The sequence below is a fragment of the Nonomuraea sp. NPDC050643 genome, from assembly GCF_040654715.1.
Taxonomy (GTDB): Bacteria; Actinomycetota; Actinomycetes; order Streptosporangiales; family Streptosporangiaceae; genus Nonomuraea.
Genome location: NZ_JBFAIM010000046.1, coordinates 17,716 through 32,294, shown reverse-complemented (window position 1 = coordinate 32,294; position 14,579 = coordinate 17,716). Strand labels below are relative to the sequence as shown.

Here is a 14,579-nt window from a genome sequence, read left to right as displayed (position 1 = left end):
CATGAGGGGGCGGCTGCGGGTCTACCTCGGGGCGGCCCCCGGGGTCGGCAAGACGTACGCGATGCTCTGCGAGGGCCGCAGGGGGCTGGAACGCGGCCGGGACGTGGTCGTGGGTTTCGTCGAGACCCACGGCCGCGCCCGCACGGCCACCCTGCTGGAGGACATGGAGGTGATCCCGCGCAAGACCATGACGCACAGGGGCGCGACGTTCACCGAGTTGGACACCGAGGCGGTGATCGATCGCGCGCCGAAGGTGGCGCTGATCGACGAGCTGGCGCACACCAACGTGCCCGGCTCGCGCAACGTCAAGCGCTGGCAGGACATCGACGACCTCCTGGACGCCGGGATCGACGTCATCTCCACGGTCAACATCCAGCACCTGGAGTCGGTCAACGACGTGGTCCAGGAGATCACCGGCGTCCCGCAGCGCGAGACCGTCCCCGACGAGGTGGTACGGCGGGCCGACCAGATCGAGCTGGTCGACATGTCGCCAGAGGCGCTGCGCCGCCGGATGGCGCACGGCAACGTCTACGCCCCCGAGAAGGTCGACGCGGCCCTGTCGAACTACTTCCGCGTCGGCAACCTCACCGCGCTACGCGAGCTGGCCCTGCTCTGGGTCGCGGGAAAAGTCGATGACCAGCTCGATCGCTACCGCGCCGAGCATGGCATCGCCAGCACGTGGGAGGCACGCGAGCGCGTCGTGGTCGCCCTGACCGGCGGCCCGGAAGGCGACACGCTGGTACGGCGGGCGGCCCGCATCGCCGCCCGCACCAAGGGCGCCGACCTGCTGGCCGTCCATGTGACCAGCGCCGACGGGCTGGCCGGAGCCGATCCGGCCAGCCTGGCCCGCCAAAGGTCGCTGGTCGAGGACCTGGGCGGCACTTACCACCAGGTCGTCGGCGACGACATCCCGCGGGCACTGCTCGACTTCGCCCGCGGCGTCAACGCCACCCAGCTCGTCCTCGGCGCGTCCCGGCGCGGCAGGTTCGCCCAGCTCTTCTCCCGCGGCGTCGGGGTGGAGACCACCGCCCGATCGGGCTCCATCGACGTCCACATGATCACCCACGATGAGGCCAAGAAGGGTCGCCGGCCGCCGGCCCGCTCGCACGCCGCGCTGACCCGTACGCGCCGGCTGAGCGGCTGGGTGATGGCCGTGGCCGGGATGCCCGCGCTGACGGCCGCGCTGTCGCCGTTCAGGGACATGCTGTCGCTGCCCAGCGAGATTCTGTTCTTCCTCTGCCTGACCGTCGGGGTGGCGCTGGCCGGCGGCATGTGGCCGGCCATCACCGCGGCCGTCGGTGGATCGCTGCTGCTCAACTGGTTCTTCACGCCGCCGATCGGCGAATTCACCATCAGCGACCCGGAGAACCTCTTCGCCCTGGTCGTGTTCGTCCTGGTCGCCGCCGCGGTCAGCACCATCGTGGACATCGCCGCCCGCCGCACCAGGCAAGCCGCTCGCGCCAGCGCGGACGCCGAACTGCTGTCCACCCTGGCCGGGCACGTCCTGCGCGGTCAGGCCGCCGTGCCGTCCCTGCTGGAGCGGATGCGCGAGACGTTCGGCCTGACCTCCGTCACCCTGCTGGAACGACGGCCGGAGGCCGCCCGCACACCCGACCACCAGTCGGACCCGGACGCGTGGTGGATCGCGGCCACCTCCGGCGGCACCCCATCCACCTACCCTGGCCAGGCCGACACCGACGTGGTCATCGACGACGACATGGTCCTGGCCGCGCAGGGTGGGCCCCTGGACGCCGCCGACCGCACCGTGCTGGAGGCGTTCGCCGCCGAGGTCGCCGTAGCGCTGCGGCAGGAACGCCTCCAGCACGAGGCCGAACAGGCCCGCCCGCTGGCCGAGGCCGACAGGATGCGCACCGCGCTGCTCGCCGCCGTCAGCCATGACCTGCGCACACCGCTGGCCTCGGCCAAGGCCGCAGTGGAGAGCCTGCACAACACCGACGTCGCCTGGTCAGAGCAGGACCGCGCCGAGCTGTTCGCCACCGCCGAGGAGTCGCTGGACAAGCTGGACCGCCTGGTGGCGAACCTGCTCGACATGAGCCGTCTGCAGGCCGGGGTGCTCGGCGTGACCCCGCAACCGCTGGCCCTGGAGGAGATCGTGCCGCGTGCCATCGACGACCTCGGCCCGTTGCGCGACCGGATCGAGGGCGACATCTCCATTGAGCTGCCCGAGATTCTCGCCGACCCGGCTCTACTGGAGCGGGTGCTGGTCAACCTCATGTCCAACGCGGTCCGCTACAGCCCGCCGGACAAGACGGTACTGATCACCGCGAGCTGGTACGGCGACCACGTGGAGATCCGCGTGATGGACCGCGGCCCGGGCATCCCGCCCGATGCGCACGACCGTGTCTTCCAGCCGTTCCAGCGGCTCGGCGACCGCGACAACCACTCCGGCGTCGGACTCGGCCTGGCCCTCTCACGCGGCCTGACCGAGGCGATGGGCGGCACCCTCGTACCCGAGGAGACACCAGGGGGAGGTCTCACCATGACCCTCACACTGCCCATTTCCAGCAGGGCGGTGCCGGCATGACCCGCATCCTCGTCGTCGACGACGAACCGCAGATCCTGCGCGCGCTCCGGATCAACCTGGCTGCCCGCCACTACGACGTGGACGTGGCCGGAGACGGCGCCGCGGCCCTGCGCGCGGCCGTCGACAGCTCGCCGGACCTGGTCATCCTCGATCTGGGACTCCCGGATCTGGACGGGGTGGACGTCATCCACGGCCTGCGCGGCTGGACCAGCATCCCGATCATCGTGCTGTCCGGCAGAGCCGGCAACCAGGACAAGATCGAGGCGCTGGACGCCGGCGCGGACGACTATGTGACCAAGCCGTTCGGCATCGACGAGCTGCTGGCCCGCGTACGCGCCGTCACCCGCCGCACCTCCTTCCAGGAGGCCGAGCTGGCCCGCATCCAGCTCGGCGACCACGTGATCGACCTGACCAACAAGACGATCTCCGGCAATGTGCGCCTCACCCCGACCGAGTGGCACATCCTGGAAATGCTGCTCCGCCACCCCGGCAAGCTGATCAGCCAGCGGCACATTCTCACCGAGGTGTGGGGCGCCCGCTTCGTCAAGGAGACCCACTACCTGCGCCAGTACATGGCCCAGATCCGCCGCAAACTCGAACGCGACCCGGCCCACCCCGCCCACCTGATCACCGAACCCGGCATGGGCTACCGCTTCAAACCATGACCCCGCACCCGCGGTCCTTCAGGACGAGCACGGTTGCTCGCGGCCTGCGCGATCGCGAGACTCTGTGTCCTGCAGGGGACGGGGAGACCCGGATGATGCGAATGTGCTGCCGAGACACCACGGAATTGGCTGTCGTACTTTTCGCGTAGTTATTTGCGCTCTTGGCGTCAGGGATGCGTAGGGACAGGCATGCGCGGTCGCTGGCGGGGCCACCATGAGGATGAAATCCCCCATTCAGGAGCATTCTGCAATGTCTGGTGTGAAAACTTCCCCTCCTGTCAAGGAGCCCGCCGATACCGGTGATCGGTACCGGCTGTCCGTGGTGGGCGGCTTGGCCGCGCTGTCGCTGGACGCGATGGCGTCGGTGGCGTACGGGCCCGAGGCGATCGTGCTGGTCCTGGCCCTCGCGGGCGGTGCCGGGCTGGGCTTCACCATCCCCGTCACGCTGACCATCGCGGCCCTGCTGGCGGTGCTGACGCTCTCCTACCGGCAGGTCATCGCGGCCTTCCCGCAAGGCGGCGGCGCGTACGGCGTGGCCAAGACCTACCTGGGCCGCCGGGCCGGCCTGGTCGCCGGCGCCTCGCTGATCATCGACTACGTGCTCAACGTGGCGGTGTCGGTGGCCGCCGGGGTCGCCGCGCTCACCTCGGCCTTTCCCGAGCTGCTGCCGTACACGGTGTGGATCTGCCTGGCCGTGCTGGCGCTGGTGACCGCGATCAACCTCAAAGGCATCGCGCACAGCGCCCGCGCGTTCATCGCGCCGACCGCGATCTACGTCGGCGCGATCCTGCTGGTCATCGTCGCCGGGCTGGTCAGGAGCGAGCCCGCCGTCGACGTCTCCCACCAGGTGAGCAGCCTGCAGACGGTCGGCGTCCTGCTGCTGCTCAAGGCGTTCGCCAACGGCTGCGCCTCGCTGACGGGCGTGGAGGCGATCGCCAACGCCGTCCCGTCGTTCAAGCAGCCCCGGGTACGGCGGGCGCAGCGCGCCGAGGTCGCCCTGGGTGCGCTGCTGGCGGTCATGTTGCTGGGCATCGCCGTGTTGATCGAGAAGTTCGCCATCGCACCCGCCGACGGGGTGACCGTGCTCGCGCAGGTCACGCAGGCTTCGCTGGGGGATGGGCCGCTGTTCTACCTGGTGCAGTTCTCCACTGTGGTGCTGCTGGCGCTGGCCGCCAACACCTCCTTCGGCGGGCTGCCGGTGCTGGCCCAGTTGCTGGCCGGCGACAACAACCTGCCGCACTTCTTCGCGCTGCGCGCCGACCGGCAGGTGCACCGCTACGGCATCGCCTTCCTGGCCGTCACCAGCGCCCTGCTGCTGGTCGTGGCCGGTGGCGAGATGAACGTGCTGGTGCCGCTGTTCGCGATCGGGGTGTTCGTCGGGTTCACCCTGTCGCAGGCGGGCATGGTCCGGCACTGGGTGATCGACCGGCCCGCCGGGTGGCGGTGGCGGGCCCTGCTCAACGGCTTCGGCGCGCTGCTCACCTTCGTCGCCGCCATCGTGGTGACGCTGTCGAAGTTCGCCGAGGGCGGCTGGCTGATCGTGGTGGCGCTGCCGCTCATGGTGGCGGGTATGGAATGGGTCAACCGCTCCTACCAGCGGATCGGCACGCGGCTCGAACTCGGCAAGACTCCCGCTCCGCCCCGGCCGCGCCGCTCGCTCGTAGTGGTGCCCGTCCACGCCGTCACCCGGCTGACCCGCGACGCGCTGGCCGCGGCACTGTCGCTGGGCGATCGGGTGGTGGCCGTCAACATCACCCATCCCGAGGACGAACGGCAGGCGCGGGCGTTCGCCGAGGACTGGGACCGCTGGCATCCGGGCGTGGAGCTGGTACAGCTCTTCGACGCTCACCGGCGCCTGGACCAGCCGCTGCTCGACTACCTCGCCCAGGTGCCCGAGCCGCACGTGTTCGTGCTCATCGCCGAGGTCGAGCCCGAGCACGCCTGGCAGCGGATGCTGCAGAACCAGCGCGGCGCCGTGCTGGCCAGGGCGCTGCGCCGCCGTACCGACGCGGTGGTGTGCCGGATGCGCTTCCGCGTCTCCTGACACCCATCGGAGAGTGGATAGTGAGGGCGAGTGGCGACCAACCGCGTGCCCTCACCCTTTGGCCCATCACGGTCGCAGCAGGGCACGTACCCGGTCGATGGTCGCACTGGCGCGCTCCAGGTTCTCCTGGAGGGTGCCAGTGGCATGGCGGAGCTGCTCGGCGACAAGTCCCCGGTCGGTGAGGAGCCCGTTGGCCAGGATGGCTTCGGCTCTCTCGCGTTCCTCGGCTTCGGCCTGTTCTTTGGCCTGGTGGATCAGCTCGAGGATGGTCTCGGCGAGCTGCGCCGAGTCCATGCGCATGGCCCGAGGGTCGAGGCGCAGCCCTTGAACACCTGAGGTGCTACCGTACTCGACGCTCACCCAGCCGTTTCCGGACTCGGCCCGCGCGGTGGCTTCGGTGCCGCCGTGCAGGCGCCGCATCTGGTCGAACAGGTGGTCGGCGTCGGCCGCGAGCTGCTCGGGGTCCAGGCCGAGCTCGTCCTTGAAGTCCATGGTCACTCCCAGGGGAAGGTGTAGGAGCCGTCGGCGGCCTGCACCGGCACGTACCGCCCGGTGATCGTCTGGCTGCCGGTCATGATGTCGTTGACCGCTTTGCCGCCCGCCAGCTGAGGCAGGCCGTTCGGCAGGGGCGCACCCGCCCGCGAGCTCGACCACAGGCCGCTGCCCGGATGGCGGCCGCCGAGGCCGTGGGCGGTCAGGTCGCGTTCGATCCGGTTCGCCATGCCCCAGACCAGCATGGGCCCCTGGGCGAAGGTCGCCGCGGCCACGTCGTTCAAGCCGCTGTAGTCGCCGCGGGCGGCCTCGACGCCCACGTCCACGACCACGGTCGCGCTCAGCGCGGCGGCACACCCGTGCAGCAACCTGTGCAGCAGCGACTCCACCGCCTGATAGCCCTCGAACAGCTTGACCAGGCACTGCCTGGCCAGAAGCCTGGCCCCTGCGAGGCTGAGCGGCGTGACGGCCGCGGTCAGCACCCACAGCGCCACCGCGGCCAGGGCCACCGCGACCAGGAACTGGAACAGCACCATCGCCACCAGCGCCGCCCCGGCCGTGTACAGGACGATGGCCGTGACCACGGCACGGATCTCGATACCGCGCAGGTCGGCCAGGTAGGCGTCCATGCGGCGCTGGAAGGCGCGGTCGTCCTCGCTGCGCCAGCTCGTCACGGCCACCTCGTCGACGAGAGCCTCGACGTTCAGCCGGGCCGCCACCACGTCGTCGTGCACCGCCAGCCAGGTTTCCGCCCCGTCGAAGAACGCCTGCGGATGGTACTGGTGGACGTACATCTTCCCGACGAACGGCCATCCCGCCGGGACACCCAGCACCGACAGCGTCAGCGCCGCGCCCGTGCCCAGTTCCAGGCTCCGCCGGGCTAGCTCGCCGACATTCATCTCCATGTCACCGAACTGGCGTGCTCCGCGTCCTGCCAGGTCGTGATGGAGGCGGTCATGCCGTCCTGGATCCGGACGGTGTCCTCCACCCGCCGGCGCACCTCCGTCATAATGAACGCCTCGACCTCGTTGTACGCCAGCGCCAGCGAGTAGGTGAACGACGTGAAAGCGGACTCCGCCACCGTGAGCGCGACCAGGCTCGGCAGCACGTTGTCGAGCGGCCTGACGGCCTCGGGCAGGCGGGACCTGATCTCCCGGAGCCGGGACCGTTCTATCTCTACCTCGTGCGGGCCGGCCGGAGCATCAATCCCCATCCATGGATGGGGATTGATGGGCATGAGTCGCTTTCGTTCGCGCTTGTGATCTTTCCAGCCTCGCGCGCGGCGGCTTGGAGCGCGTACGTTCTGACGGAACGCCTACGCGAACCCGACGCACCCCCTCGCGGTCTTGACGCTTCGCCCCGCCCCGCCCTACATCGACGCGGTATCGAGCGCGGCGCCCACCTGGTCGGCGAGGGTCACCGCGACCAGGCGGGCTTGCAGGGGCGGGATGGTCCCAGGTGTGGGGGCGAGCATGAAGCGTCCGTAGAAGCGGCCATTGCCGAACGCGCGCAGCTCAACCTCCTCATCGGGCAGGCCGAGCCGATCGACGTCCCAGCGTTTGCGGCCCCAGAGCACGGTGCCGTCCTGCTCAAGACGCGGCGGGTGACCGATCAGGGTCCCGTACTCGAAGCGGCACCCACGAAGGTGGAGCAGCTTGGTGAGCTGGACCGTGACGTGATCGACCACCGTGTCAGGCGCCTTCGACGATCGGGCCAGCTCGGCGGTGTCGTGGATCTGCGCCAGGTAGCCAGCATCGGTGATGGTGATCACTTCCAGTCGCCGGGGAGCTTGAGTTGTTCCTCGCTCTGCAGCACGTTGTCCGGCTTCAGGTCGCAGTAGATCAGCCCCTGGTCGTGCAGGTAGCCCAGCGCACGTATGATCTCCAGCCCGTACGCGATGACCTGCGGCAACGACAGCGGACCGGCCTCCCGCAGCTGTCTGAGCGACTGGCCGCCGACGTACTCCATGACGATGTAGCCGCCGGTGGCGTGCTGGACGAAGTTGTAGATCTTGATGACGTTGGGGTGCTCGACGGCGGCGAGGAAACGGCGCTCGGCCAGCGCGGCGGCCATGGCATCGGCGTCGCCGGTGTCGAGCAGGCCCTTGAGCACCACCCAGCGGTCGCTGACGTTCTTGTCGCGGGCCAGGTAGATCCAGCCGAGCCCACCGTGCGCCAGGCAGCCGAGCACCTCGTACTGCCCACCGACCAGGTCTCCCGCGACCAGCTTGGGGGTGAAGGAGTAGCGGGCGCGGCACTTGCTGCAGAACCCTTCGGTACGCCCCGGCGCCCCGTTCCTGGCACGGCCGACCGGCTCGCCGCAGGTGCCGCAGAACCGCCGGTGCTCAGCTACCTGCGGATCGGACAGTACCGCGGTGGCCGGATCCCGGTAGGGCACGGCGGGCACCTCGACCAGCCCGGCGCCCAGCATCCCGCGCCTGGACGAACCGGTGCCACGGGTACGGCTGGAAGCCGTCCGGCCGCTCCCGGAACGCCCCGAGACAGAGACCTCGTCGGACGCGGCCAGGCCGCAGAGGTCGCAGTAACCATCCTCAATGGTGCCGACGCATCCGGCGCGCGCGCACGACATGGCGCCCACTCCTCCCCGCTGCTATGAGGAGTCCTGTTCGCCAAAGAACCGGAAATAGCGGGCATTGTTGCGATATTTACGCTTTAACTACGCTTTCCCTACGGCGGGTGCCGAGGGCGCCGGCAGGTGAGACCAGCGCGGGCCGGGCAACGCGCAATAGGCGGCCAGGATTCCCAGTGGCAGCGCGCCGTCCCGCATCACCGAGCTCTTCTCGGCGAGTCCGGCGTAGAGGCGGTCGACTCCCTCTTCATGGCGGGTCCCGGATCGAAGGGCCTCCCACGCTGCCGGCTGGCGGATCCGTGTGTCCCGCCCCAGCACCGCGCGTAAGCGGGAGGACCTTGAACACCACCGTCGCGGGGCGGCGTGGCGGCCACGAGCGCGACATCGCCCAACGCCTCGTACCAGGATCGATGACTCCCACTATGTCCAGTTCCCGACCCTCCGGGCGATTGCTTTGGCGCGCGCTCATTGCGCGTAAATAACGCGTCAGTGGCCGTAGTGAACGCGTAGGGATGTCGTATGGAATGGCGTTTCCGTACGCCAGGTCGTATTACATGAAACCGTTCCCGCCGGAAGGGGTGGTCGATGCGCGGGCGTCCTGTGGAAGTACTGATTCCGGCCGGATTCGTATGCGCGGTCGGCGGCTGTGTGATGGCCGCGATGACCGTCTCCCAGACCACGGCACGCGTCATCCTGGTGGCGGTGGCCGTCGGCCTGTTCGCGATCTGGGCAAGGCACTACCTCGCCGCGCTCGCGACGGGAGCGATGGCCTGGTGCTTTGTGACAGGCTTCCTGGTGCACGCCGAAGGGGAGCTGACGTTCGGGCCCGACGACCTCGTCAGGCTGGCGGCGCTGGCTGCCGCAGCGCTCGCGGGCTACGCCTACGGGCAGGTTCATCATGTCCGGCGCTCGCGTCGCCGGCTTCGCCGTCTGATGCGGGCGCGGGCAGACGCCCGTCGTGCTCCCGTGCTGCGGGGACGGTTGCATGCGCGCGCCGAAGGCGTCCGGTATCAAGCACGTTAGAAAGGGCGCGAGGAGCGTTCCGGACAACCCCCCATGGCTCCGCAGAGTTTTTCGACCGTTCATTTTTCTGGTCATGAAGAGATTCAGGCACACCCCTTTGCGTCTGCCTGTCCGCGGCACCGGCTTCGCGATTCCGAATTGGCGGGCACACCGCGTCACGCCGCTGCGCCGGGTGGCCGAGATCGCTGAGCTCGGCGCGGGCCGGGTGCCTACCGATCCGGTGCCGGTGGTCAAGCTCGGGGCGCTCGGGTTGCGGCGGCCGCTGGTCTATCGCGACCCGGACCTGCCCGAGGGGTAGATCGACAAAGCGCGTTCGTGCTGCGCGCGCTCATGCACCCGCATCAGGCGCTGCGGCGGCCTCCGTCGGGAACAGGATCATGCTCAGAAGGTGAGGGCTGCGGCCGGACGCGGGTTTGTTGCCCGTCCTGGAGGCTAGGACGTCGCGCAGCTCGCCGATCATCTCGGCGAGCTCGCCCGGGGTGAGCCAGATGGTGCCCTGCCGGTAGCCCACGGAGTCGGCGGTCGGGTCGGCTCCGTCCCGGTCGAGGTAGGCGTTGAACTCGGCGTGCAGGGCGGCCATGGCTGCGGCGAACCCGTGACGGTGCTCGTCCAGGGACATCGACGCGGCCATGCCGGCGTCGATCCCCGTATGCTCGCGGCGCAGCCGGTAGTGGCGCTCGACGGCGCCGTGCACGCGCTGCTCGTCGACGACTTCCAGCACTCCCGCCTCGGCCAGCAGGCCGACGTGCCGGTACACCGTGGTCTTGGGGACGTCGGGCAGACCGGCGCACAGGTCGGACGTGGTGCGGGTGTGACCGCCGGACATGGCGTGCACGATACGCAGCCGCACCGGGTGCAGGAGCAGTTCAAGGGTGTCCACGGCCCCACGATCCCATATCTGGTACCGTTCCTAAAATTGGGAATGCAAGGGCCGGTGGCGTGGCGATGGGTGGCGACCGAGAGGCGCACTCGCGTCTCCGCCAAGTCGGCGCCGACAGTGAAGGAGCCAGCGATGCAACGTCGAACGGCCGAGGCAACGCCGCCAGTGGGACGGCACTACCAGGTCGGGGATCGGAGACTGTTCCTCCACCGATCGGGCAGCGGGGGACCGGCGGTGGTGTTCCTGCCCGGGGCCGGCTCATCCGGGATGGACGGCTTCATCGTGCAGCAGCGGGCCGCTGAACTCACCACGAGCGTGCTCTACGACCGAGCTGGAACGGGGTGGAGCGACCGGGCCGAGCTGCCGCGCACCTGCGCCCAGGTCACTGATGAGCTGCGCGAGCTGCTGCGGGTCGTCGGCGTGCCCGCTCCCTACCTGCTGGTCGGTCATTCTCTCGGCGGCCTCTACGCACGCCACTATGCGCAGCGCTTCCCCGACGAGGTGGCGGGGCTGGTCCTGGTGGAGCCCGAACACGAGGACTACGACTCCTACATGCCCAAGGAACTGAACGAGCTATATCAGGCATGGGACCCCGACGAGGCGGTGCCTGACGAGGTGCCCGACGAAATCATCCAGTTCTACCGCACCCTGTTCGCCCGGGAGATGGCCGACTGGCCGGAAGAGATCCGCGAGCCGCTGATCGAACGTCACGTCAGCCCGGAATGGCTGAAGATCGGCGGCCAAGAGGCGGCCAACCGTTACCAACTCCATGACGAGGTACGCAACGCGGGGCCGATGCCCGACGTCCCGCTGATCGTGCTCACCGCCACGGCGATCGACCCCTTCAAAGAAGCGGTCACCCAGGGCATACCCGCATCGCTCCTCCACGAGGAGGCCGAAGCCAAGACGCGGCTCTACGCCGCGCTGGCCACATCGGTTGCGCACGGCGAGAACCGCGTTGTCGACGACGCCGGACACGTCTCCGTCATATTCCGCCGTCCCGACGCCGTTCTCCAAGCGATCCAAGATCTACTCGGCAGCTGATCAGGCCAGTCGTTCCACGGCCGCGTCGATTCCCGGCCCGGAACTGCCTAAATGCGGGGCTGATACTGGTGGGATCGTCTCCCGTCGGGCTGGTCCGGTGGGGTGGGGCGGCGTGGGTTGAGGGTCGGGTGGGCTTGATGGCGCGGCTGGGGCGAGGGGCTCGACTGCGTCATGATTCGGTGGGCGATCTCAGTCCGGCTGTGGACGTCAGCGGATTCATAGTTGGGGTGGTTGCTCCGCACCTGGTGTGGCTTGGGCGTCTTCTTCCTCCACTCGCACATAACCCGCGGAATGCACGGCCAGACCCAAGATCGTGCCAACCAGGATCGCGATCCCGGCGATCGTCATGATGTGCCAGAAACCGGCGACCACCCCGATGTACCCGAGCCCGAGCGCAGCCTGCTGCGCAACCAGCACGAGAACGGAACTCGTCACGCGCCGACGATAGGTTTCATGCCGGTTCAACACGATAAGAGCAGACAAGAGCGGGATGGCCAAGGAGAAAGCGACCACGCAGATCTGGGCGGACAGATCAAGGAAAGCGGCTCCCGGGGTCAGGAACGGCTGCACCATGACGACCCCGATGCCGATCAAGCCGCCGTACATGAGGTTGTTCTGCCGGAGAGTCTCCTCCTGATGTGCTGCAGCCCGTTTCTTCCACCATTCCCCTTGTGCGGCGGCTTGCCGCCTCCACCACGCTTCGTTCGCGATGTTCTCGTCCATGGCGACCATTGTGCAGATGGTGTGAGCCTGCCTCCGCCATTGCCCCAGCTTGGGGATGAACCGGCCAGGTTGCGGGTGCGACCGCGGCCAGGCGCAACCGGCCGGCGCGCCACTTCCCGGCGGCGCTGGAGATCGCCGCCGCGGACGATCGTTATCTTGGGCTGTTGGCCTGGTCGATCTGGGCGAGCAGGGTGGGGCGATCGGCGCCGGTGAGGGCATGGGGAACGGTGCCGTGCTCGGGCGGCCATGCCTACGGTCGCGGCCACGGCGGCCGCGACCGTAGGTGAAGATCGATCTTGCTGTTACTTGATGGACGTGCCGGTGACCAGCGGCAGCGCAATCGACGTGCCGGCCAGGTCGACGGTGACCTTGGCCCCGGTGCCGGGTTCCACGTCGGTCCCGGTGCCGTTGCCGCTCTCGTCGAGGTTGAAGTCGTCGTTGGTTCCGGTCAGCACCAAGCCCAGCCGGTGCCCCGCCTTGAACTCATAATCCTGCGGCAGCATCTTCCAGGTGATCTGGTACGACTTACCCGGCGTCAGCGGTGCCTGGCGGCTGAGCGACTTGTGGTTCTGCGCGTCCAGGATTCCGCGGGTGACCACGTTGAAGCCGGAGCTCGCCGTATTATCGCCGGCCCTGAAGTAGCAGCCGTCGTCATCGGCCGTGCTCTCGCCGACGCAGTCCTCGCCGCCGATGAACTTGAGGCCTTGCGAGGCCGTCGTGGTGGTCTCGCGATAGTTGATGCGGGTATCGGTGCCGTAGTCGACGAGCAGGACGCCCAAGTTGGCGGTCGGCTTGTCCAGCGTGACCTTCAGGCTCACCGACGGCGTTCCGGACAGTCGCAGCGCGTTCTTCAGCGGCGAAGTCAGGAAGGCCAGCCGGTTGGGGTTGGCGGTGGCAGGGTCGGCGGCCATGGCGATCTCGGTCTTGGCGGTGTCGAGGTAGCTGCCGGTTCCGGCCGAGGGGGTGCGGTCCAGGGAGCCGTCCTGCTGGGGCCGCAGGGTCGTGGTCCGCGCCGCCGCTGCCGGCCAATCGGCCTGGGTGATCCACCGGCCGGGGCCGTGCTGCACGTCGACGCGTGGCTTGCGCATGATGTCGTTGGCCACGCCCATCAGTTCGTGGTCGAACCACTTGTTGAGGGTGGTCAGCCACACCTCGCGGCGGGCCCAGAACGGGTCGAGGTGCCCGTACTGGGTCACCCACGCCTTGCGCTGCACGGTGCGGGGCAGCTTGGCCCACCACTCGGAGAACTGGCTGCCCACCACGTTGCGGTCCTGCATGCCCATCACCGAGAAGACACTGGCGCGGACGTTGCGTGCCTTGGAGATCGGCCCGGTCCGGTAGTTGCGCTCGTTCCAGTAGGCGTTGTAGTTGCCGGTCTCGTCGCCGGATTCGGCGTCCATCCGCTCGCGTACCGCCTCACACTTGGCTGCCGGGTCCTTGTCGACGTGCTCGGACTGCCACCTGGCCCCGCCCTTGAACCAGGTGAGGGCGCCGTTGGCGTGCCCGTTCTCGTATCCGCTGGTGTAGGCCGCGAGCGGCACGATCGTCTCCAGCCCTTCCACGCCGGTGCCGGCGACGCCGACGCCGAGCGCCCCCTCGTAGGAGTGGCCGATCATCCCGGTGCGTCCGGTGGTCCAGGTGGCCTTGACCGGATCGCCGTTGTCGTCGTAGGCGCCGGCCCGGCCGTTCAGCCAGTCGACGACCGCCTTACCGCCCAGCACGTCCGCGGCACCGTAGGACATCGGGCAGCCCTCGGACAGCCTGGTGCCGATCATGTCGACGGACACGAACGCGTACCCGCGTGGCACGAAGTAATTGTCGTACCACATCGGGAACTTCGTTACGTTCCCCTTCGCGTCGTACGTCTTCTTCTCAAGTTCGAAGCCGACGCCGGGATTGTCGTTGTACGGGGTCTCCTGCATGATCACCGGGACCTTGAGCCCGGAACCGGACTCCTTGGGCCGGATGATGTCCACCCGGACCAGGTCCTTCTCGCCATCGCCGTCGCTGTCCACCGTCGACTGCACCCGGACGTGCTCACGGATGGCGTCGGCGTAGGAGAAGACGGGCTGGGTGAGCCCACCGGAGACTTTGATCTTCGGCTTCGCCGTCGCGGACGCGGCGGGAGCAGCGGCGAGCACGAGCGTGGTCGCGAGGGTGACGGCGGCGAGGAACCCTCGCCGTTGCGAGATTGACATGTGAATTCCCTTTCCTGAGTGGACTCCTGCTGGCAATGACGCCCTTTGGCGTCGCTGCGGCGCGCCATCACAAGATCGCGCGGGCGCCAAGGAGGGTGTGTTGTGCTTGTCAGTGCGGGCCTGCTCGCCGACTCAGCGGGATCGGCGGCGGTCGGCGGTCGGCGGAGCACGCGCAGGTGGCGGCAAGTGCGCCGACGGGCGGCGGCAAGCTCGTCGTGGTGAGGGTCGATGGTGCGGGCCGATGGTGCTGGCGCGGGCGGCTTGGCGCGGGGCGCGGGCAGGTGGCCGGGCAACTCACGATGCTGTCAGCGGTGGCGTTGGCGAGACCATCGAGGCCGAAGCCGCCGGATACGGCCCCCGGTGTGGCTGGGCGGTG

13 protein-coding genes and 1 pseudogene are annotated in these 14,579 nt (G+C 68.9%); 6 read left to right on the top strand and 8 right to left on the bottom strand.

Annotated elements, in window-relative coordinates:
* Window position 1: 1 nt before the first annotated feature.
* The 3 genes from AB0I15_RS43140 to AB0I15_RS43130 all read left to right on the top strand — a co-directional run bounded on the left by AB0I15_RS43140 (window position 2) and on the right by AB0I15_RS43130 (window position 5,254).
* On the top strand, window positions 2–2,545 hold the full coding sequence (locus tag AB0I15_RS43140; RefSeq protein WP_358109702.1) for a DUF4118 domain-containing protein: 2,544 nt from the start codon (window positions 2–4) through the stop codon (window positions 2,543–2,545).
* Window positions 2,542–3,210 carry a response regulator gene (locus tag AB0I15_RS43135; protein ID WP_358109699.1) on the top strand — a complete coding sequence of 223 codons (669 nt, stop codon included), beginning with the start codon at window positions 2,542–2,544 and terminating at the stop codon, window positions 3,208–3,210. The genes AB0I15_RS43140 and AB0I15_RS43135 overlap by 4 nt, the downstream gene beginning before the upstream one ends.
* Window positions 3,211–3,469: 259 nt before the next feature.
* Window positions 3,470–5,254 carry an APC family permease gene (locus tag AB0I15_RS43130; RefSeq protein WP_358109696.1) on the top strand — a complete coding sequence of 595 codons (1,785 nt, stop codon included), beginning with the start codon at window positions 3,470–3,472 and terminating at the stop codon, window positions 5,252–5,254.
* A gap of 66 nt (window positions 5,255–5,320) precedes the next feature.
* Here AB0I15_RS43130 and AB0I15_RS43125 read toward each other — a convergent pair whose 3' ends face one another.
* The 5 genes and pseudogenes from AB0I15_RS43125 to AB0I15_RS43105 all read right to left on the bottom strand — a co-directional run.
* On the bottom strand, window positions 5,321–5,746 hold the full coding sequence (locus tag AB0I15_RS43125) for a YbaB/EbfC family nucleoid-associated protein (RefSeq protein ID WP_358109693.1): 426 nt from the start codon (window positions 5,744–5,746) through the stop codon (window positions 5,321–5,323).
* A gap of 2 nt (window positions 5,747–5,748) precedes the next feature.
* The gene (locus AB0I15_RS43120; protein WP_358109690.1) at window positions 5,749–6,651 is read right to left on the bottom strand and encodes a hypothetical protein; all 903 of its coding nucleotides are present in this window, start codon (window positions 6,649–6,651) and stop codon (window positions 5,749–5,751) included.
* On the bottom strand, window positions 6,642–6,959 hold the full coding sequence (locus tag AB0I15_RS43115; protein WP_358109686.1) for a hypothetical protein: 318 nt from the start codon (window positions 6,957–6,959) through the stop codon (window positions 6,642–6,644). The genes AB0I15_RS43120 and AB0I15_RS43115 overlap by 10 nt, the downstream gene beginning before the upstream one ends.
* A gap of 156 nt (window positions 6,960–7,115) precedes the next feature.
* A complete protein-coding gene (locus AB0I15_RS43110) occupies window positions 7,116–7,517 on the bottom strand; it encodes a hypothetical protein (RefSeq protein ID WP_358109683.1) in 402 nt (133 codons plus the stop codon).
* A gap of 14 nt (window positions 7,518–7,531) precedes the next feature.
* Window positions 7,532–8,335, bottom strand: a pseudogene (locus tag AB0I15_RS43105) (serine/threonine protein kinase); the annotation flags it as partial.
* 585 nt (window positions 8,336–8,920) lie between these two features.
* Here AB0I15_RS43105 and AB0I15_RS43100 point away from each other — a divergent pair.
* On the top strand, window positions 8,921–9,358 hold the full coding sequence (locus AB0I15_RS43100; RefSeq protein ID WP_358109680.1) for a hypothetical protein: 438 nt from the start codon (window positions 8,921–8,923) through the stop codon (window positions 9,356–9,358).
* A 73-nt stretch (window positions 9,359–9,431) separates the two neighbouring features.
* A complete protein-coding gene (locus AB0I15_RS43095; RefSeq protein ID WP_358109677.1) occupies window positions 9,432–9,656 on the top strand; it encodes a hypothetical protein in 225 nt (74 codons plus the stop codon).
* 30 nt (window positions 9,657–9,686) lie between these two features.
* Here the strand turns inward: AB0I15_RS43095 and AB0I15_RS43090 are convergent, their stop codons facing one another.
* Complete coding sequence (locus AB0I15_RS43090; RefSeq protein WP_358109674.1) at window positions 9,687–10,238, bottom strand: helix-turn-helix domain-containing protein; 552 nt, start codon at window positions 10,236–10,238, stop codon at window positions 9,687–9,689.
* 234 nt (window positions 10,239–10,472) lie between these two features.
* Here AB0I15_RS43090 and AB0I15_RS43085 point away from each other — a divergent pair, with 234 nt between their 5' ends.
* The gene (locus tag AB0I15_RS43085; protein ID WP_358109671.1) at window positions 10,473–11,282 is read left to right on the top strand and encodes an alpha/beta hydrolase; all 810 of its coding nucleotides are present in this window, start codon (window positions 10,473–10,475) and stop codon (window positions 11,280–11,282) included.
* 216 nt (window positions 11,283–11,498) lie between these two features.
* On the opposite strand, the gene AB0I15_RS43080 is transcribed toward AB0I15_RS43085, so the two are convergent.
* The gene (locus tag AB0I15_RS43080) at window positions 11,499–12,005 is read right to left on the bottom strand and encodes a hypothetical protein (RefSeq protein WP_358109668.1); all 507 of its coding nucleotides are present in this window, start codon (window positions 12,003–12,005) and stop codon (window positions 11,499–11,501) included.
* A gap of 302 nt (window positions 12,006–12,307) precedes the next feature.
* Window positions 12,308–14,203: a CocE/NonD family hydrolase gene (locus AB0I15_RS43075; protein WP_358109665.1), complete on the bottom strand. Its 1,896-nt coding sequence runs from the start codon at window positions 14,201–14,203 to the stop codon at window positions 12,308–12,310.
* Between the last annotated feature and the right edge of the window lie 376 nt (window positions 14,204–14,579).

Bases quoted from the DNA above. Each gene is read 5' to 3' on its own strand.
- AB0I15_RS43140 (WP_358109702.1), top strand. From the start codon at position 2: ATGAGGGGGCGGCTGCGGGTCTACCTCGGGGCGGCCCCCGGGGTCGGC.
- AB0I15_RS43135 (WP_358109699.1), top strand. From the start codon at position 2,542: ATGACCCGCATCCTCGTCGTCGACGACGAACCGCAGATCCTGCGCGCG.
- AB0I15_RS43125 (WP_358109693.1), bottom strand. From the start codon at position 5,746: ATGGACTTCAAGGACGAGCTCGGCCTGGACCCCGAGCAGCTCGCGGCC.
- AB0I15_RS43120 (WP_358109690.1), bottom strand. From the start codon at position 6,651: ATGGAGATGAATGTCGGCGAGCTAGCCCGGCGGAGCCTGGAACTGGGC.
- AB0I15_RS43115 (WP_358109686.1), bottom strand. From the start codon at position 6,959: ATGGGGATTGATGCTCCGGCCGGCCCGCACGAGGTAGAGATAGAACGG.
- AB0I15_RS43100 (WP_358109680.1), top strand. From the start codon at position 8,921: ATGCGCGGGCGTCCTGTGGAAGTACTGATTCCGGCCGGATTCGTATGC.
- AB0I15_RS43095 (WP_358109677.1), top strand. From the start codon at position 9,432: ATGAAGAGATTCAGGCACACCCCTTTGCGTCTGCCTGTCCGCGGCACC.
- AB0I15_RS43080 (WP_358109668.1), bottom strand. From the start codon at position 12,005: ATGGACGAGAACATCGCGAACGAAGCGTGGTGGAGGCGGCAAGCCGCC.
- AB0I15_RS43075 (WP_358109665.1), bottom strand. From the start codon at position 14,203: ATGTCAATCTCGCAACGGCGAGGGTTCCTCGCCGCCGTCACCCTCGCG.